The organism is Azospirillum sp. Marseille-Q6669, from assembly GCF_965111635.1.
Map to the genome: position 1 here is coordinate 206,156 of NZ_CBCOOP010000004.1, position 21,285 is coordinate 227,440.

Sequence of the window (21,285 nt, forward strand, 5' to 3'; positions counted from 1 at the left end):
GCCAATGCCCTTTCCGCTCGTCGACACACGGGTCGAACTGTTCACCCCCGACGGATCGCCCGCCGCATCGCATCACGTCGTGCTCACCATCGTCGAGCAGGCAGCGTCCGCGCCGCAGCTGTCGGTCGTCGTCGACGCGAACGAGCGCACGCTGCAACTCACCGGGACTTGGCCGCGGGAGCCGGAGAAGGCCGAGCTTATTGTTCTCACCCTCGCGGCCCCGGGCGACATCCCCGAGCTACTCGGGCTGAAGCTCGGCGCGTCGGCCACCGCGACACCGAAGGAGGCGCGGCTCGAAATCCGCCCGCGTGCCGTAGCCGACGGCGACCCCGGCGGCCCATTCCTTGCGCTGTTCATCACCTGGGCGCTCGAGGCGACCGTCGGCGAGGCGGTCTCGGGCGCCGCCACCGACGCGCTGGAGGTCGGCGCCAGCGTCGCGGTCGATGTCCGCGTCGGCTTTGCGACGCTGGCGCAAAGGTCCGAGCTCGGCATCACAAACTTCGCGCTGCGGCTTGACCTCGTCGGCTTCGGCATCACCTCGGGCTGGATCCCGCTCGCCCTTCTCGACGTCGGTGTCTGGTCTCCGTTTGAGATGCCCGGCCTCCTCGACTGGTTCGCGAAGATCGTCGGGGTGGCAATCCCCGACGCCCCGGCCCTCACGTGGGACGTCGACCTCCCCCTGTCGATCACGCTCCCAATCGGCCTCAGGGTGAAGGAAAGCTCCTTCCGCATCGCGCCCGCAGGCGGCAGCCCACGCATCCATCTCGAGACGAAAGGCCTCGTCCTGCTCCTCGGCAGCATCGAGCTGCCGCACGAGGACTTCCGCCTCGACCTCGTGTGGAGCGGCGCCTCCTACACCCTCAGGGTGGTGCTCGCGGAATGGAAGCGGGCGCCCGGCGGCGACGGCGCGTTCTTCACGCTGCCGTTCCGCCTCCTGCGTGCCTCGGCGGCGGCATGGCGGCTGCGGCTCGGCTTCTTCGCGCACGACGATAGGGTCTGCCTCGACACCGTGCTCGAGGTCGGCGGCCTGAAGCTCGAGTACGGCGACGGCCACACCCTGTACGAGGCGAACCTCAGGGTGCACTTACGCGACCTGCGCCTGCTCACTGCGCCGCCGTCGACCACCCGCACGCTGTTTCAGGGCGAGGGCGCGGAATACGCGGCCTACCAGATCCCCATCCCGCGCCTCTCGTTCGCGCAGTCCCCCGCCGGCTCCAGCGCGAACGACTATGGCATCGAGTTCCTCGACGGCACGGTCGATGCGGACAGCCGCCTTTTCCTTGCCTGGCGGCAGGACGGCAACCAATTTCTCAAGGCGCTGGCGCACGACCTCTTCGGCGCCGCGCCGGCGGGGCCAATCCCGGGAGACGCTGCGCCCCTCGTCGCGGGGATCGAGATCGCCTCGTTCGCGAGCCCCGCCGGTGGCCGTGATGTGCAGCTCCGCTTCGACTGGCGCGAGAACACCTTCGCCGCCGCGGCTGTCCCCGCGGCACTTCCGGTGGTGACGCCGCCGGCCGGCGTCGTGAATGACGATCGACTCTGCTTCACGCCGGAGCAGCTTCGCAGCGGCGTCGTCCTGCCCGTCCCCACCACGCAGCTCCCGGAGGTGTCGGGCATCACCACCGGCACCGAGGCGATGACGCTGTCACTGCTCGGCCTCACCCTCCGCCTCGCGCGGCCGTCGAGCCAGAGCATCGTCTACCGCGCCGAGGCGGACGGGGTGAACAGCCTCGCCTGGCTTGCGAACTTCGACACCGCCCCCACCTTCGCTTCAGGCCGGGCGGTCGCCGAAGCTGTCATCGATTTTTCCCTCGCCGACCCCGCCGGAGGCGCGCGGCAGGTGCAGCCCTCCGGCCCGGCCACCAGCCGCGAGCCCTTCCTGCGCGCGCTCCTTGGTGGGACGGGCAGCGGCTCCGTCGCGGTCGCGGTCGCGGGATGGCGCGAGGGCAAGCGCCCGCGCTTCCTGCAGGCCTACACGAGCGACCACCCGTTCGCCTCGCTTATCCCCGCACCGACCGCGAACAGCCTCGGCGAGGACGCGTGCCCCGGCGCGCCACCGTCCGACCGCGCCGCATTGCCGCTCCCGTCCTCCGCCTTCGCCGGCTTCAGGCTGCGCGAGGCCGGCCTCTGGCAACTTGCTGTGCAGACGCGCCTCCTTGAGTCCGCGCTCAAGCTGTTCGGCGAGGGGCGGAGCGTGAACGTCAGGATCACTGAACTCTGTGTCGACGCCGACGCGACCGCCGTGATCCTCGCAACCGAGCTCGCGGTCGCGCTCACGGCCGAAACCACCGTCAAGGGCACCGTCCGCTTCCGCTTCGGCATCGACGACCTCGCCCTCTCGGTCGAGGGCCCGGCCCGGCTCACGGTCGACGTGCCGGTGGAAAACCCATTCCCCGCCTGGACCAGGGACGTCCTCGACCCCACCGCGTTCGGACGGAGCCGAATATCCAAGCCCCTCGAGTTCCTCGGCTTCGAGCTACGCGCGCTGCGAAAGGGCACGGACGAGAGCCCGATCGGCGTCCTCGCCATCACCTTCAACGACGGCCGCTTCGTCCTCGGCGTGCCCGACGGCACGGACGGGACGAGGGACGTCGACCTCCTTCTGCGCCACAAGGGTTTCGGTGGCACCGGTCTCGTCTTCCGCGTCGACCGCTTCGCACTCGGCACCGGCGGGCTCGACCTCGACGCCATCCTCGTCCCCGTCGCGTTGAAGCTGCCCGGCCTCAGCAAGCCGTTCGCGCTGACGGCGGCGCGCCTGTCGATCGTCGGCGGGCGGATGCAGGACCTGATGATTTCGGGCTCCGGCAACTTGCCCGACCTCCTCAACGCCGCCCCGGTCGAGATCGCGGTGCGCATGGCACAGAGCGCGAGCGGTGTGATCGCGCTGAAGGAGTTCGACTGCAGCCTCGGTGATGGCGACGCGCCGATTTTCACCCGCGGCGTGCGATGCCGCTTCGAGCTGACCAAGCTCACCATCGACATGGACGACGGCGGCGGCACGAAGCCGGCGGCCTGGTTCTTCCGCATCAGCGGATCGCTCCAGTTCCGCCCGGAGGGCGCCGAGTTCACTGGTAACCTGCTCGAGGACTTCGGCAGCATCCGCTGCGAATTCGCCGACGCGCCGCTCGGCGACGAGTTCTTCGACCACATTTCGCTCGTCGCCACCCTGACCCAGCCGCGCCGGTTCAAGGTCCTGAAACTGTTCGACATGGAGGTGCGCGGGATCGGCTTCCATCCGCGCTATCCTTCGTTCGACAGGCCGGCGATCATCATCGCCGGGCAGATCGCGTTCGCCGACCTCGGCGACGTTCTCTCCGTCGAGGTCGACTTCCACCGCCTCTACCTCGGCCTGCCCGACGTGAACGACCTGCTACCCCCGATCGAGGCGAAGGGCCTGCGCGTCGCGATCTCCTCGAGCGGGTTCAAGATCGCCGGACGTGTCGAGTATATGAAGGATGAGCGGATCGACGGCTTCGGCGGCGAGGGAACCGTCCTCATCCCCGGCCTGCCGGAACTCTCCGCCGCGTTCGCCTTCACCAAGCTGCGCGCCGTTGCCGCCGACGGCTGGAAGCGTGGCTGGTTCATCGCGGTCGAAGCGGCGCGGATCAGCTACCAAATCGGCCCGCTGCCGCTCTACCTGCGCCAGGTCGGGCTCGGCTTCGGCTATCGCTACACCTCTGTGATGATCAAGCGCTTCGAGGACGAGCCCGATCTCGGCACGCTGATCAGGCTGATGCTCGCCGAACTCGCGCAGCACCAGACCCTCGCGCGCCTGCCGAGCTGGGCGCCCGATCCGGAACGTGACGACGGCGGCTCGCCGCGTTGGTCCATCGGCTTCGAGGCGGTGCTGTCGATGACTTCGGCGAACTCGACGCCGACCAAGTACGAGCCGGAGGTCGAGCGCAAGCTCAAGACGCTGATCTTCCAGCTCCTCGTCTTTCTGCGCTCCGACTTTACGTTCCTCGCCGCGGCGAAGCTCTGGTTTCCCGTCAGTACCGACGACTTCTTCGTCGACGCCGAGGCGATGCGCAGCCGCCCCCTCGCGCTCGGCTTCGTGTCCTACCAGCCGTCGAAGAGCCGTCTGCTCGCCCACACGACCAAAGGCAGGAATCCCTACTTCGGTCGCTCCGGTGACCGTCCGGTGCCGGACCAGGTGATTAAAATCCTCGACAACTCGCATTTCGAGGCGACCTTCCTCAGCGAGCCCGGGGTCCTCCACGCCGAGCTCGGTTGGCCCGATCGCCTGTTCTTCAATTTCCGCATCGGCCCGCTGACCCTAGAATGCCGTGGCGGCATCCTCTACCGCCTCGACGGCGAAATGCTCGTCCACGGCATCTTCTTCACCGCGCGCGGGCGACTCTCGGTGGGCGGCGGGGTCTCGCTCGGCATCGTCGGCGCCGAGGTGCGCGCCGAGATCACCGTCGCCGCGGCGATGCGGCTGATGATCGGGCTCAGGCTGCCGAACCCTACAGACTCCGTCATTTACGCCGGCGCCGGCCTCGACGTCGCGGCGCGCTTCTCGATCGACGCCTGGTTCCGCCTCAACCTGCGCTTCTGCAAGATCGAGATTGATATCCGCTTCAGCCTGGAGCTGCAGCTCGTCGTCGTGCTCGAGATCGGGTGGGCCGGCGCGGTGGACCTCGGCTGCCGTGCCCGCGCCACCCTCGTGATCGGCGCGTTCGGCCGACAGCTAAAGGTGACGGTGCGCGCCTCGATCCTGAGCGACAACGTCGACAAGGCGCGCGCAGACCTCGCCCCGTATATGGGCTCGTTCCTCGCGCCCGGCGCTATCCCGCCGATCCCCGGTCTCGGCGGCACCGCGTTCGCCGCGCGCGCCTCGGCGGGCGTCGCCGTCCCGCCTGCCGCCCGGACCCAGGCCGTCGGCGAAGCCGTGGAGCCGCTCGTCGAGATCCTCCCCGACCGCTTCGTCTTCGCGCGGATGCGGGGCCAGCCGACCCAGGACGGGAAGCGCCTTTGGTTCGGCTGGGTCATCCCGAGCCCGACGTCTGAGTACTTTTACCCGGTCTCCGCGCCGCCTGACCCGGACGCGGATGGGATGGTCCCATACGCCAGCCTTACCCTTCCCGTTACGGCGGGCGAGGCCGTGTTCGTCCCGGAGATCGTCGGCGGTCTCCTCAGGTGGCGGAAGGAGGACGCCGCCCCCGGCGCCACATCGCAGGTCGTCACGCTCCGGTTGAACGTGCAGGCCGAGGTGGAACTCGCCTTCGTCGACGGCGGTGCCACCGAAAAGCTGACGCTGATTCAGCTCCTCGCCGGCTGCTACGCCCCACCGAAGACCTACCCGAACGACGATTTCCCGTTCAGTTGGAACAAAGACGGTGGTCCGAGGACGGTCGGCGACGCCGCGCATCTCGAAACGCGGAAGGCGCCGAACGACGAACGGATCCTCGACCCGAACGATCCGGCCCGCGCCCCGCGGCGCTCGCTCGACCCAAACAACACATACGACAGGCAGCTGATGTGCAGCGTCGCCGCGCACGCCGACGCCGCGACCGGGAGCACCGCGGCTAAGGATGGCGAGGAGGAGCGCACCGCGGAACGCCTCGAGCAGGCGCACGGCTCGCAAGCATGGCTCATGCGCACTTTCACCGAGGATCTTGATGCCATCGCCGCGAACACGCGCCTGGAAGCAGGCCAACCGACGCCGGTCGCGCTCCCCCAAGGCCGTCCCTCGGTCGGCCAGCTCGGCCTCCTCGTCTGCGTCGTCGCGGAACGGTGCCCGTCCTGGCTCGGCACCTTCAACGCCGGGAACAAGGCGCGCATCGAGTTCACGACCCCGCATCACGGGCCACAAACCGTCACCTTCGCCGGCGACATTGGCCCCGTGCTCGACTTCAACAAGGCAGACTTCGAGGCGAACCCGCCCGACATCAGGGAGCGCGCCTCATACTTCGACGAGGAGACGCTCAACTTCGCTTGGGACCTCGACTGGGGGCCCGGTGGAGAGCCCGACAGCATGCTCTCGGAGAAGCCCGATATCACCCATTTCCTCGCTGCCTGCGAGGTCGTCGTCACCGTGGAGGGCGAGGAGCAACCGGTTGACCGCGCCCGCGTCCTGCCCGTCGACATCCTCGTCGACGGCACGACCCGCCTTCCCGCGCGCTACCAGTACTCGCGCTCCGTCGCCGTCCTCGGCCTCGATCAGGGCGACACCCTCTCCCTCGGAACGCGGGTCACGGCGACGATCCGCCCGATTGCGCAGGACCGCAGCGTCGGCCGGCCGCTGTCAATGACAGCCGTCTATCAGCTGCGCGCGACCCCGCTTGCCGCCGACGACGTCACCTTCCTCCTATGCTTCACGCCGGACCGGACGCTCACCGGCCGACTCACTTGGCGCGAACGCGTTCCGCCCAACGATCCGGGCGTGCTGCCCGTGCGCAGACGCGAGCTCGTACTGCGCCCGCTGCGCCGCCTGCCGCTCGGCGCGTTCCCCGAGGCGGCGGCGGACGCCGACGACGGCGGCCTCGCCAGCGCACTCGGCAGCGGCCTGCGCGACGGCGACATTGTGGTCGCCCTATCCGACAGGCTTCAGAGGATCGCGCCGACCTCCCTCCCGCGCGTGCTGCCCGAAGGCGAGACCGCCACCCCGCCCGCGCAGCAGGGCTTTGCCATCGACTTCGACGCGGTGGCGCCGGGGCTCGTGGCGGGGGTGTTCGACCACCTGGGCCGTCGCCTCGAACCCACCTCGCCCCTGGCCGTCCTCGCCCTCGGCTTCCTCCAGCGCCGTCCCGCCACCGTGACAGCAGGAGCGGGGTGGCACGTCTTCGTCCGCACCGCTGCGGGCGACCTCCCCCCCGGAGAGGACCTTCCCGCGCTCGGGTACGCCGCCCCGATCCGCGCCCGCATCCTCCTCGGCCCGTCCGGCACAGCGCCTCCCGAGGGCGCGCCGAAGATGCGCGTGCTCGACCACCTCGAGTGGCTGCCATCGCACAGCGACACCGGCCCCCGCCATCTTACTGAGCTCGTCGCCACCGTTGGCCTCCTCCACTCCGCGACCCTTGTCGATCCGGGCACGATCGAGTACCTCGCCCGGCCGGGCCACGAGCGCGGCGTCACTCTGCGCTGGAGCGCGCGACCCGCAACCGATGCCGCGATCGAGACGGTGGCCTCTTACCAGCTCTACGAGGCGCGGATGGATGCGCACGTCAATTTCGACCGCATCAGCGGCTCGGGCTTCGCCATTCCGTGGCAGAAAATCCACGAGGTGAACCCGACCGACGTGCCGTTCGCCGGTCGCGCCGTTACATCCTTCGTGCAGCCCGATATCTGGGAGGCGAGCGCGCCGCCTTACGCCGTGACTCTCGCTTTCCTCCACCGCGTTGGCGTGCCTACCGAGGAGATGCTGGCCAAATGGCCGGGCTGGTTCTCCTGGAACGAGAGCGAGCTCGAGTGGCCGCCGTTCCTGCCCACAGTCGACGCGACGCTCGTCAAGTTGGTCGAGCGCGGCGTGTTCGTCGCAAAGCGCCGCCTGCACCCGTACCTCGCGCTCCTCGTCGTCCGCCTCACGGAGCAGGGCGCTGCGAAGGCGATCGGCGGCGAGCCCGGCACAACCTTCGCCGTCGAGGTGAGTGCCGGCAAGGCGGTGAAGCCCGGGAGCGAGGACACGGGCACCGGCCTGCCCGACCCAAGCACCTGGATGGAGCAGGACATCGAAGCGGCCGACCAACTCGGCTGGGGCGGGCTGAACCACCTCGGCCTTGTCGTTGCGATCGCCCTGCGCGACCCGGTGACGGGCGTCTACCTGACCCAGTCCCAGGTGCGCGCCGAGATCCGCCTCGCGTGCGACGCCGTCCACCTGCTCGTCGCCCCCTTCGCCGACCTCGCCGCGAGCGAATGCTATCTCGCGATGGACCTGCCGCTGCAGCACGAGCGCGCCATGGCGACCGACGCGCGGCGCACCCCGCTCGCGGCGTCCGACCCGATCGCGCTGTCGATGGTCCAGCTCACGCTGCGCCCGAGACCCATCTGGCTGCGCCGCGACGACGACTGGCCGAAGCACCGCGGCGTCTCCTACTCGGTCTTCCACGACCCCGCCGGCGTGTTGGCCGGCGCCGGACCCGCGGTCACCCTCCCCGCCGACCTCTCCGTCGTGTACCTCGACGATCCGGTCCGCAGCGCGACGTTCCCCGCCGCCACCGACGTGGCGCTCGGCACGATCCTCCCGGCGACCTGCCGGCGCGCCGTACTGAGCTGGCGCCAGGCCATCCCGCCGCGCGCCGCGTTCCAGATCGACACCCGCTTCTGGCGCGACGATCTCGCCGCGCAGCCGGTGCCGCTCGTCGTCGGCGCGGACGATCCCGCCCTCACACCGTTCGGCCTCTTTCCGCTCCAGGCCGACGTCGTTCCCACCGCGTTCGTCCGCAGGGTTGAGCGCCAGAATGAACCGCCGGTGCTGGAAGCCGCGCCCGCCTACGGGCGCTTTCTCGACCACCTCGCGCAGGCCTTCCCAGGCACGACGACGGACGCGCTCAAGGCGGACGCGGCGCTGCCCATGGCCTACATCCGTTGGTCGGCCCGCTATTTCCGCTCGGCATCGGTGGACGACCGCGTGGCGACGCTCGTCGCGCCGAAGGGCGCGACACCCTCGCGCATGGCGCCCGACGGCCGCGGCACGCTCGCCTACACGCACCCGATCCGCGAGGATCTCGCGAGCCTGCGCTCCTACGCCGTGCGCGTCGTCGACCGCTACCACATGCTGCAGACCGGCGCCGAGCCAGCCGTGCCGAACGGGTTCGCCCCGGAAAACCGCGTCGACATCGACATCCCGCGCTGGCGCAAGCTCGTCACGCCCAAGGCGGTCGGGCTGCGCCTCCTCACCGCGCCGGATGCGGTCGAGTACCACGAACTGACCCTTTCCGAGCACGTCGAGCAGGCACTCTCCCGGTCGAACCTCCTCGTCGCGCGAAAGCTTGAGTTCCAGGACCTGCGGCGACGTCACACGGTAGCGTTCGCCTTCGCCCAGTGGCTCGCGGACCTCGAGGCGGAGGGGCTCGTCGCGGACGTCGCGTGGCCACCGGACCATCTCGGCCCCGGCCGCGGCGAGGCGCCGCCGGACGGGCTCGGGGCCGACACGTTCCTGGCGGCGGCTCCGCTCGCCCGCTTCGGCGGCCTGCGCATCGTCACCCCGGCCGAAGCGTTCTACTTCAAGCAGACCGTTACCGTTGTCGCCCGCGCAGTCTCCGTGCAGTCGGCACCGCTCGAGGTCACGCTGCCCGCACCGACCGCGCTGCCACCGGTTCCCGCCGGCGCGAACCCGACTGCCTTTACGTCGACACCAGACTGGTCGGCGTTCGAGGATCTTTCCGCGCGTCACGCCACGCTCGCGGCAGCCCTCGGCGGCCATACGGCGGTGCCGTACCTCCTGCCGCGGAGCGGCGTGCGGATCACGACCCGCTTCCCGCGCCTGTTCGAGCACCTCGCGCCGGCCGCGCTCGCCAAACATCTCGCCGGCGAACGCCTGGCCGGAACGTTCGGGTGCCTGCCCGACCCGCTCGGCCGGATCGAGATCGTCGCAGAGACGAGCGGCGCCCGCGCCACCGTCGCCGTGCTCGAGCCACGCAAGGATGGGCGGCCCGCTCCCGCCAGACAGTTCATCCACCGCAATGTGTCAAACGAGCTCGCCGCCCCTCTCGTCGGCTACCCTGCGCCGTCGGCGAGCTGGCACGAAGGGCTGCCCTTCTCCTTCGACGTCGTCGAAGCGCGGCCGCTGCCGCTCCCCGACGACCTCGCCGCCGCCGTCGCCGAGGCGACCACGCGCAGCCGGTTCACGACAGACCGCGTTGCCCGCCTCGCCGCCCTCTCCGTGCGCCTGCGCGTTGAAGGCGCTGCCGGCGCTCGAACGCTGACCGAGGTCGCCCCCCTCAACGGCCCGCGCTGGCTCTACTGGCCGTCCCTCGAAGCCGAGGGCAACGCACCCGCCACCGCGCTCGACCGTGCGATGGGCCTGCGCCTCGTCTTCGACCGCCAACGCTTCGCCGCCGCCGAGCTCGCCGGTGACGAGGTCGACCTCCTGCGCGAGATCGAAGAGGCGGAGCGCGTCATCCTCAGCGAGCCGTTCCCACAGGCCTCTGACGTGACCGCGATCGGTGCCGCGCTCGCCCACGTACGCCACAAGCTCTGGCTCCGGGTCGGCGAGACTTGGCGCCCGATCGGCACGATCCCGCCCGAGATCGCCGCGGGCGGGCGCCTCATCATCCTCGGCGACCTCAATGACGCGGTGTACGCTGCGGCAACGGCCGCAGCGCTTCCGCTCCCCGACCCGCCGCCGTCGGCGGCGGGGGCGGCGGCCGTCGCCACGCTCGCCCGCACGCTCGCGGAGCTCCACGTTGCCCGGCGCGTCATCCTCTCCGTCGTCACCCACCACGGCAATCTGCCACCCGCGCGTTGGGGAGACCCATATGCCGTTTGACGTTTCCCGACTCCGCGCGCTGTTTCCCTCGCTGTACTCGCGGCGCGAGCCTCGTCCAGGCGAGTCCACCACGGGACCCGATCGCGCTTGGTCGACGCTCGCCGTCGGCCGCACCGCCGGGCGCCTGCGCGTCGTCGGGCCGAACTGGTCCGTCGCCTGCGTCCTTGCCGGGCGGCGGGGCGCGCGCGCCTTGGCGCTCGACACCCTCGCCGAGAGCGAGGAGCCGACCGATTCCACGATCAGAGGCCTGCGCAGGCCGACGGTCTTGCGCGCGACGATTTCCGACCTATGGAGGGGCGCAACGGCCGCGGCCTCGCTTTCGCGCCTCAGCCTGATCGCAGTCGACACCAGTAACGGTGAATTTCCCAGCCTCCCGCTTCCCCAGTCGACGGCCCTCAACGGCTATGCCTTCGACGACGTGCGGACCAGCGAGCTCGTCCTTGAGACGATCGGCCGGATCCCACGCAACAGGTCGCTCGCGACGACCAACGTTGAGACGATTTTCCTCCCGGCCACGCGCCTTCTCGCCGGCGAGATCTGGTTCCGCCCCGTCACCGGCTATCTCGACAAGGTGCGTGCCGCGCTACGGCTCGACCGCCCCGACGAGCGCGTCATCCCCGCCGACATCGCGAGCGAGATCGTCCTCCTGCCGGACGGGGTGGCGATCGCAGGCAGCATCGCGCTGCCGTGGCGGGCGGTCGCGCTGTCGGCCTGGTTCCGCATCTCGGTTAGAGGCGACGAGGGGCGCGAGCGCACCGCGATGCAGCTCTGGCGCCCGGAGACGGCAGACTGGCAGGACGCACTCGACGAGCTCGAGGAGATCCTCGCCAGCGCTTCCGCGGACAGCACCGGGCCACGCTGGCTGGCGATGCGCGCGGGGTACAACATCGCGCCCAAGGCACTATCCTGGCCGCTCGGCACGACGGCGCAGATTCTGCTTAGGCGTAGCCAGGCCGACGCGAACGTGAAGGCGGTGCACGTCCGCTCGGACAGCCTAGTCGCGACGCTTGGGGGCGCGCCGGACGGCTCGGAGAGCGTCCTGACGCTGCGGCCGGCGGAGTTCCGCGTCGCCGCCGACGGCGCCACGGGGATTGACATCACCTCAGTCTCCACCGCAACCACACCATCACCCGGCACGAACCTCAAGGCCGACGCGACTTACGTGTTCGACGCTACGGCGGCGACACGCGAGGCACTCACGCTCGACCAGGGCGGCTACCCGCTGCACCTTTCGGTGCCGATGCTGTCCAACGCGGAGCGGCTTCGTCGCGAGACCGGGTTCGCCGCGCCCGCGTTCGAGCCGGACAACTGGGCGTCCACCGAGGCGAACTGGCTATGGCTGTTCACGCCGGTCGAGGGCGGCTGGCTGCATTGGCCGTTTCCCAACGCCACGGTGTCCCTTCTCGCGGCGGTCGCGGCCGGACACCACGAGGCGCCCGACCCGGTCGCGAGCGGTAGCCCCGGCGGCAGCAGCGGCGCTTGGCGGCTTGGCGCCGGCGCGAGCGAGCGAGCGTGGTCGATCGTGATCTCGGGTGCCGAGGAGGTGGAGGTCGTGGCCACCTTCCGGCGCGACGCCGGTACATGGGTGCTCTCGCGTGCAAAGGTCGTGTCGCGCCGTCTGTCGCTGCGGTTCGACGGGATCCTTCCGGTCACGCCGTTCGTGCAGACGGCCGATCGCCTGCTGCCCGACGCGCCGGAGCGGGCGCTGAGGCAGGCGAGTCTCGACGCCGTCACGCCCGACCTCTTGCGCGGGACGGAGTGGCAGGCCTGGAACGTGCCTTCCGCCGCTGCGCTCCGCGTGACTGCAACGGTCGCGAACCTCGTGTTGCAGCCGCCGAGCGCCGCCGGCGCGCCGGTCCGCTTCGGCGCGGGCGCACGACTGAAACTCGAGACCGTGTGGCCAACCGCGGGAGTTCCCCATCCCGGCGGCGAGGCGGGGCGCAAGTATCAGGGCGAGATGCGTCCCTGGCTCTGGCTGCGGCATGGCTCGCTGCCCGCAGTGCAGATCATGCCGCTCGCGGCGGCTGGGGCAGCGACGCGCGAGCCGTCGGGCGGGCGCGAGCTCGCGCCGCTGCGCCGCATCGAGGCGCGTGCGCCGCTCATCCTCGGCTTCGCGGCTCCATTCGAGATGACGCGCGCCACGGTCCGGACCCATCCGCCGGACATGGGCGCGTTCGAGCGGCCGGGCATCCGCGGGATGCCAAAGCCGTCTGCGGGGGATGGTGACGACCGTAATGGCGAGCCGTCAAGCGTGCGCCCGATCGACGACGTCGGGATGGCCGTCACCACGCTTCCTTCGCTCAGCTTGTTCGCGGGGCAAGCGGATCCGCGCTCGTTCGCGCTGCCGGACCGGGCCTGGAACACGGTCCTGCTCGCTTCCGCGGTCGAGGCCGAGGTGAGACACGATCTCGCGCTGTGCGATGAGGGGTTCGCGCTCGCGACCGTTCCTCCGCCGCCCCGCGACGCGGACGTGGCCGAGGACATCGCGCCGGCGGAGTTGGGCGCAACGTTCACGCCGCTGCCGTACAACGCACCCGACACGGAGACGCGCAGCGCGTGGAGCGGCGTGTGGGCCGCCCGCATCCGCTCGCAGGCGCTTGCCAGCGCCGCGGATAGTCGTCTCGTTGCGCGCACCGGCGCCGGCCACGCATTGGAGTCGGTGTTCCACGGAGAATCCATCGCGCTGTCCGCCGTTCACGCCGACGGCACGATCCTCATCAACGAGGTGGATGCGGAAGTCGATCCGGACGAGCCAGCGGCAACGGTGCGTCGGCTGGCGCACGCCGGCCGCCTCGCGCTCGTCCCCGCGGCGCAAGAAGTGCCAGCGCAGGACCTGCGTGGCCTCCCGGCGACCGGGGACCTCATGGGGCTGCAGGGCACGTTCCCGAGGGCGACGGGCGCGGGGCGCCTCGTCCTCGGCACGCTTGCAGCGGAGGCCGGGACCGACGGAAGTTTCCTCGACCAGGGAGGCGTCCTGGCGGAACCGCCCACGCGTGTGGGCGCGCTCATGCGAAGACGCGTCGATGGCGACAATGAGCTCGTCACCCTCGTTGCGGCAATTCCGGTCGATCGTGGTCCGGGCGCGCCAGACGCGTACTTCCACTTCCGCGACGTGCCGGTGGAGCTCGACAAGCTGGAGGCCGAGCTCGCCAGCGCCTGGTACGACGACGGCGTCTCCGAGCGTGGCCTCGACGACGCGGCGAGTTCGACACAGGTCGGCCGCAACCACCTCGCCGGCTTCGTCTGGGCGCTGAGCGAGCATCCCGAGGCGATCGCGGGCCACCTCGCGTTCGGGCCGTTCCTGTTCGAGCCGCTCGCGCTAAGCAAGGTGACGCTGACGAGCGACCGCACCGGCCTCGCGCGTGCTGTGGTTGGCGGGCGGCTTAAGCTTCGTCTCAACGGGCGTCTCGTCGCCGCGAGCGGCCCGGTTGACCTGACGCTGGAGCGGGCCGGCGGGACGCTGGCCTGGGGGCTCGCAGCCCGCCGTGCCGGATCCGGTGCGGGCGTCCTCGCGATCCCGCTCGACGATCCCGAGCGCGCCAGCGCCCTCGACCCGCTCCTCGTCGTCGCCGGTCTATCCCTCGCCGCGAACGCAATCGCGGCTGAATCAGCGACGCTCCGCTTCACCGCCGGCGGGCGCCGGATCGAGCGCAGGCTCCTTACACCCACGCAAACAGGAGGCCGCATCGAATTCAAAGACCACAAGGATGAAGCCGACGTGGGCTTCGCCGGCGCCGTTGTGCAGCTGTTCGACGACGGCACTGCGCCGAACGCGAGCGCGCGACTGTTCCTCGCCATCGGGCCGAACCATGCGCGCCTCCGGCTCGCCGACAGCATCCCGCTCGCCGGCGAGCCGCCGAAGATCCTCGCCTCGACGTGCACCTTCGGCGGGATGACGCTCGCGGTCACACCGGTCATCACGCTCGACGATCGTATCGTCGCGGTCGAATGGCAGGCGGACGAGGGGGGGGCACTGATGGGCGGCCTCGTCGTCGAGCCGGGCGCGCGCGGCTCCGCGCTCGCCCTCCTCGCCCCGGACTCGTTCGACGTCTCGCCCCCCCCGTGCTCGACGATCCGCCTGCGCGTCGTCGCCCCCACCGACGAGCCGAGGACTCTCGATGTCACTTTCGACGCGACGCCTTCCGGCGATCCGGGCGCGGCACGGATCAGCGGCACGCTCGCCGTGTCTAACGATTATCGCTGGCCCGTCCCGACGCTCGAGCGTCAAGCGGGAGATCCCGAAATCGTGCTCGGCGACGTCGGCACCGGCGTCGATCGCTTTCGGCACGACATGGCGATCACCTTTGTCGCCGCCCCCTGCGACCTCGCGCAACTCGCCGCGGAGGACGTGCATCTCGCGGCGAAGGTGAAGCACACGGTCACCCACCCGGTGCACGGGCGCGCAGAATGGTCGGTGCACCAGATGGTCCGTCTCTCCTCGCCCGCGGCGGCGATGGCGCGGCTGAAGGCGATGCAGGCATCGGGCGACATCGTCGTCCTCAGCGGCTCGCGCTCGACTGGAGACGCGAACATCGCGAAGATCGCCGAGGCGATGACGTCGGGTCTGTCGGTCGAGCTCGCGAAGGTGCTGCAGGCGGCGCTCGGCGCGTCGGCGCGATCGGTCGTGCTCGACGCGTCGGCTCATCACTTCGTGTTCCTCACGGACGCGGACGGGGAGAGCCTAGTGCACGTGCCGCTTCCGGCGGTTGCGGCACTCGGCGCGGGCGAGTGGTTCACGGTGACGGTGCCAGGCGTCCGGCTCGTGCGCCGGGTCGACCGGGCGATCGAGCCCGGACTTCCGACGCTGCGGGCGGACCACAAGGCGCGGCTGAGATCGCGCCGGACGGGTGCCGCAGCGGTGGCGGCACGGCGCGGCGCCGATGCCGCGAGCGAGCTCGTCCCGAGCGGCTCCGGGCGCAGGCACGAGACGACGTTCGCCGGCGAGACCGCACTCGTCGGTAATGAGGAAGCCGCGCTCGACGCGGTCTACCCGTGGGCGGAGCAGTCGATGCGGCTCGGCCTTTTCTTTGCCCGGCTCGCGGAGGGCGCCGACGTTTTCTCCTCCGGCATGACCCTCGCCGCGAGTGGCTGGCTCGACATGGAGATGGTGTCGGACGCCCTCGTCGAGAACGGGGTGCCGATTTACGAGACGGCGCCATACGACATGGTGTGGTCCGATGCGCTCCTCGGTGACCCGCTTGTGCGCTTGGTTCCCGGGCCCGAGGAGGCGCCGGCGGCCGCCGTCTCGCCGTCGTCGACGATCACCCTCCTCGCGCCGGCGGCCTCGGGCGTGTCGCTCGCGATCGCCGCGACGGTCACGGTGACAGAGCCGCCGCCGCACGACCACATCGTCGGCTGGGCACGGGCGACGCTGGCGCGGTCCGCGCCCTCCGCCTCGGCTGGACTCGTGGTGGTACGCTCACTCGCCTCAGGCGTGGCGCTGATTGGTGACAGCTTCGTCGTCACCTCGACGTCGCCACGCTTCGATCGCCCGGACGAGGTCGCGGCGGTGCGAGACGAGGCGCGCGCGCCGCAGGGGCAACGGCAGGCGCAAGCGGTGCCGGGGTCGGCGCCGCCCGGCATCCTCGACGGCTTCGTCCCGCTCCTAACGCGCGCCGAGGTGTTCATGGATGCCGCGCGCGCGGACGATGCCGATGGCGGCACCACCGCGGGCCTGACCGCGAGCAGCGCCGTTGTGGGATTCGCTCTCGCCGGCTCGCGCCACCGCCTGATGGAGCCACGGGAGACGCGCTTCTGGCTCAGCGACCGGGAGGTAGTGCCGTTCCGCGCCTTCAGCGGCGCACCCACTTCGGGCGCCGCACAGGGCACGTTTGCGCTGCCGGAAGCGACGACGGCCCGGCTGCCCGCGGCGCTGCTGCCCAGCCGGACCGGCCGGTTCGCGGCACCCCACAATCCGGCTGGCGACGCGCGCGGCTATCTGCCGGCAACACATATCCTCTCAGCCGTCGGCGTGCGCGCCGGGGTCTGGATGGCGCGCCGCCTCGGCATCGATGCCTTTCCGGCCGGCGCCACGACGGCGCACACCGCGCTCGAGACGCCGCTGTGGCTGCGCACGCCGCGCCCGGTGGAGCTCGGCATCGACGACCGGACCCGCACGAGCTCGCATGAGGCGGGCACACACATGTGCCTGACGCCGCGCCCGGTCGCCGCCCTGCATGGTCCGGCGCGATCGCTCGCGCCGTTCGACACGAGCGTCCATGCGCTCGGACGCCCGCCGCGCTCCACCGACGCGATGATCGTCGAGGTCGCCGGGCCCGACCGGGGTCTGCTGGGACCGGACTGGGACGGACGCATCGTTCTATCGGTGGGGACCGCGTTTCACCCGCCCGAGCAACCCGGTTGGAGCATCGAGAAGGCAACGCTGCGGATCGGCACGACGGTGTATTGGCCGAAGACCATATCCGGGCGGATCGGTCTCGACGCGCCGGCGGTCCTCGCCAACTTCCAGACCAGGTCAGAGGAGCGGGCGCCCGACGCCGTCGTGGCTGTCGCGCCCGGAACGGTGGCGACGCTGGGCCTCCTAGTGAAACGTGAGGGCCTAGTCCGCAGGCTGCGGTTCGAGCTGCGCACCGCGAGCCGGGGCGCGCTGCTCGAGGCCCCAGCGTTCGTGCGCTTCACTGACCCAGCTTATGATGACCAGCTCACGGGCTGCCCCAAGCCGATCGGCCGGCCGATCCCGGGGACGGGATACGACCTCGTTCTCGTCGCGGAGCGGGGCGAGGTGCGCCCGGACGACTTCGTCGAGGTCGGGCTGGCGCTGCGGCGAAATGGTGAAACGCCCCAGACTCCAACAACTGTCAGCTTCTCGCTTGAGCATGGCATATTCCTCGTGATCGAGACTTTGAGCCCGAACGGGACCAGCGTGCAGCATCCGATCACGATCGACGTCTCGCGTCGGCGTTCGGGCGAAGCCCCACAGCCGCTTACCGAGACCTACACGCCACGCGCCGGCGCCGGAGAGGTGCCGTTCCTCAACATCGCGCAGGATCTCGCCGAGGTGGCGGACAAGCTGAGGGAGCGCGATCAGATCGCCATCATGGCCAAGGTGATGGGCCTGCCGCTCCTCACCCTGCTCGATGTGATGGAGCGCCCCCAGTTGCCCGCGAACATCTCGGCCTACGCGCTGCTGCGACTCGACGGGGCAGGCGTGGCGGAGGCCGGTGCCGCGCCTCACGACGGGATTGCGGCTGCGGACGGAGGCGGGGGCGGCGGGTCGTCCGCCGGGCCAAAACTGTCGGTGCCACTGTATGCCCGCGGTGCGGTGCCGACGCTCGTCGAGCTCGTCGATCCGCGTGAGATGGTGTACGGCGCGGTCCGCCGCCGAGCGCACTACGTCTGGTCGACGCTGCTACCGCGCCGGGACGACTCCGCGTTCGCCCTGCAGAAGATCTCCGGCGTCGGCGCGACTTGGCTCGCGAGCGACCTTGACGCGCAGTGGCAGCCCTTTGACTGAGTGCCGCTGGGCGCATGGATAGGAGATTGGTGGGCATCTCCCGGCCAGACTTGAGTGTCCACCGCCGGATGGTTTCGTGGCTGACCTCGATGCCTCAGAAAGCGAGCATCTCCTCCGTCATCCGAAGGCTGAGTGGAAACCTGAGTACAGCCAGCCCGTGTGGCTGATCAGTTCCGGAGGGAAGCGGTGGGCGGCGTAGAGGGACTTGGTCGAGGTCGTCATGCCGGCCTCATACCCAACCCGCGCCTCTCAGGCAACCCACCCAGCCGCCAACTTGACGATGCCCATGTGAGTGCCATACGGAAAAGAGCGCCAGCGCTTTCTGATTAACCTGAAAAATTCGCAAGGATTGGTGGGCTATTGCTGTACTTGCTGATAATCAAGAGTCCATAATGTCCACGAGGAGGCGGCCGACGTGGGACGGCGGCAAATAACATACCGGAGTATGCAAGGAGACGGGCGGATGGATGGCCTTCCTCTTCTACGCGAATACGCTGCCGCCCGTTCGGCGAGGCTAGGCGTCTCACCATTTGCCTCCAATCTCTTGCGCTTTGTCCTGGAATATCGATCACCGCCCGACATTGACGGGGAACGGGCGGCGATTAAGGCCCTTCTGGGGTCCGAGGAGTTCGCGCTGGGCCCGCTGTTTCAGGATGCCGACGCCGATCTGTCCCGCTTCCTCGTGCTGACCCTTTCCGGAGCCGACCGGCCGCCGCTGGCCGCCCCCCTGTTCTCAATGGGCCACGCGCTCGAGCGGGAACGCGCGTTGCTGTCATGCGAGCCCGACCTCGGCGCGGAGGTCTATGCCGATCCCGAACCGGACCTAGCCGAACGCGGGGCGGAGTCGACCGACGCGCTTGGCCGGCTCTGTTGGGTGGATGTCGACGAATCGCATCTGCCGGGCCACCTCTGGGCGCTGGACAACATGCGGGTGCGCGACGCCTGGTCACTCGCGACGAGCAAGGGGGCGGGGATCATCGTGGCCCAGCCGGACACCGGCATCGCCGCGCACGACGAGATCGCCCCCGGAAACCTGCGGTTCGACCTTGCCACCGACATCGTGGAGGGGGACGCCGATCCGACCGATCCCCTGGATCCGCGGACCGCCAATCCCGGCCACGGGACGGGAACGGCCAGCGTGGTCATCAGCCTGGAGAACGGGCGCATCGCCGGGTCGGCTCCCGCCGCAACACTCGTGCCCATCCGCTGCATTCAGGATGTCAAGGTGTTCGACGCCGGGCCCGTCGCCGCCGCCATCGACCACGCCCGTCGCCGGGGGTGCCACATCGTCACCATGAGTCTCGGCGGCGTTCCCAGCCGCTCGGTGCATAGGGCCATCGAGAAGGCCGTCGGCGAGCATATGATCGTGTTGGCTGCGGCCGGCAACTGCGTGCGCACCGTCGTCTGGCCGGCGCGCTACGGCCTGGTGATCGCGGTCGCTGGCACCAACGTCGCCGACCGGCCATGGCTGGGCTCGTCGCGCGGTGACGCCGTGGATGTGAGCGCCCCCGCCGAACTGGTCTGGAGAGCCCGGCGGCAGGCCGAGGACGACAGCTTCGACAGCGTCACCCCGGGCCAGGGCACGTCCTTCGCCGTGGCGCTCACCGCCGGCGTGGCCGCCCTGTGGCTGGGCCATCACGGGCGCGACGCCGTCGTCGCGAAGGCGAAGGCGTTGGGGACGACCGTGCAGGAACTGTTCCGCAACGCGCTGCGCGCGACTGCCCGCGTGCCCGCCGGCTGGGATGGCGCGGCCATGGGAGCGGGCATTGTCGACGCGCGCGCCCTTCTGGAACTGCCGCTCGACGGCATTCCCACCGCCGTGCCGAAACGGACTCCGGATCCGGCCGGCCTGGAGGGGCTGCTGGCGGACGTGGCTGGCGACGGCGGAGCGGCGGGCGCGCCGGACCCCGCCGGCTTCGACTGGCCGGCCCATGGACTGGAGGTCGCGCATCTTCTGTTGGCCGATGCCCGCGCCGGGCGCGCCGTCTCGGGTCGAAGGCGCGAGGCGCGGTCCCGCGAGGCGGCATCAGCGGAATTGCGCGCCGCCGCCGCCGCCGCCGCCGACCCACGCCTGCGTGCGCTGGCCCGCGGACCGCGGGTGGTGGTGCCGGTCGTGCCCGCCCCCCCTGCGGCGCTGGCGCGCGGGTTCGCCATTCTCGGACGGCGGCTCGACAAAGGCGCGGAGAGCGCCAGCCCGACGAGCCTGGAAACGGCGCGCGACCGGCTGCGGACGGAAGGGGTGCAGTCCCGCCTGGACACTGCGGAAAGCCTGTTCCGCCGCCGAGCCGAACGCGGCGAGGTGGTCGATGTGGCGCTGCAGGCGCAGGTACTGAGCGTCGGCGAGGGAGTGCTGACCCGCTTCGCGGCGAACGGCGAGCTTCCCCCGCCCACCGGTGTCGAGCGGCTGGCGTTCGAGGCCCTGGTGTCGCTCACCGGGCGGCCGGCCCTGCGGGTCGAGAACAGGTTCCTCGACCTGAACGCGCCCGAGGTCGAGAGCTGGCTGACCGGGATCGAAATCGGGAAGCCGGACATCGAGCGTGTGCTGCCGTCGGTCGGCCGCATCGACCTGGAGGGCGAGCACATCGGCACGGGGTTCGTCGTCGCGCCGGGCGTGATCATGACCAACCGGCACGTGCTGGAGGCCATCGCCGCGCCGGTGCCGACGCGCCGGTCCCCGGCACGGTGGGTCCTGCTGTCCGACGACACGACGGTGAACTTCTCGGCCGAGGCGGACGAGGACGCATGGCGGTTCCGCGTCAAGGATGTGCTCTTCGCCGGCCCCGACCCCATCGAGGACGCGGTGAACTTCGCCCACCTGGACCTTGCGCTGCTGGAGGTGGAGACGGCGAACGGCCCCGATGGATCCCTCAACGCCCTGCCCGACGCGCTGCCGCTGTCCATGACGGCGAAGCGGGCGATCAAGGGGCGGAACCTCTTCGTCGTCGGCTACCCGGCCCAACCCGTCGTGCCGCTGGGCGACTTCAACGGCACCAGCCGGGGCGAGATCGTGGAGAAGCTGCGGCAGATCTTCGGCCTGCGCTATGGGCGGAAGTACTTCAGCCCCGGTCAGGTGTCGGCCGGCGCCGGAACCGATGCCCAGGACGGCAAGGCCTGGGTGCTGGGGCACGACGCCACGACGCTCGGGGGCAATTCGGGATCCTGCGTCATCCACTTCGGCGACCCGATGGCGGTGGTGGGGCTGCATTTCGCAGGCGACTGGATGCGGGCCAACCATGCGCACGCCATGGCCGTGCTGCGCGATGTGCTGGCCGGCGCCACCGGGCCCCGGTCTTCCTTCACCTGGGTCTGACCGCCTATGCCGGGCGCCGCTGCACAGCCGAAGCCCCTTGATCGCTCCGCGCACGCGGTGACCCGCGCGTCC

At 70.6% G+C, this 21,285-nt stretch carries 3 protein-coding genes; all 3 read left to right on the top strand.

Translation table 11 applies throughout. From position 1 onward, the window contains the following. The first annotated feature begins 4 nt into the window (after positions 1-4). The 3 genes from ACWPXE_RS22410 to ACWPXE_RS22420 all read left to right on the top strand — a co-directional run bounded on the left by ACWPXE_RS22410 (position 5) and on the right by ACWPXE_RS22420 (position 21,213). Positions 5-10,429, top strand: coding sequence for a hypothetical protein (locus tag ACWPXE_RS22410; protein WP_454019555.1), 10,425 nt, complete (start codon positions 5-7; stop codon positions 10,427-10,429). Next, complete coding sequence (locus tag ACWPXE_RS22415; protein WP_454019556.1) at positions 10,419-17,903, top strand: hypothetical protein; 7,485 nt, start codon at positions 10,419-10,421, stop codon at positions 17,901-17,903. Before ACWPXE_RS22410 ends, ACWPXE_RS22415 begins: the two co-directional genes overlap by 11 nt. Before the next feature lie 544 nt (positions 17,904-18,447). Further along, the gene (locus tag ACWPXE_RS22420; RefSeq protein WP_454019557.1) at positions 18,448-21,213 is read left to right on the top strand and encodes a S8 family serine peptidase; all 2,766 of its coding nucleotides are present in this window, start codon (positions 18,448-18,450) and stop codon (positions 21,211-21,213) included. Positions 21,214-21,285 lie beyond the last annotated feature (72 nt).

Coding starts and splice junctions, on each gene's coding strand:
- ACWPXE_RS22410 (WP_454019555.1), top strand. CDS start 5: ATGCCCTTTCCGCTCGTCGACACACGGGTCGAACTGTTCACCCCCGAC.
- ACWPXE_RS22415 (WP_454019556.1), top strand. CDS start 10,419: ATGCCGTTTGACGTTTCCCGACTCCGCGCGCTGTTTCCCTCGCTGTAC.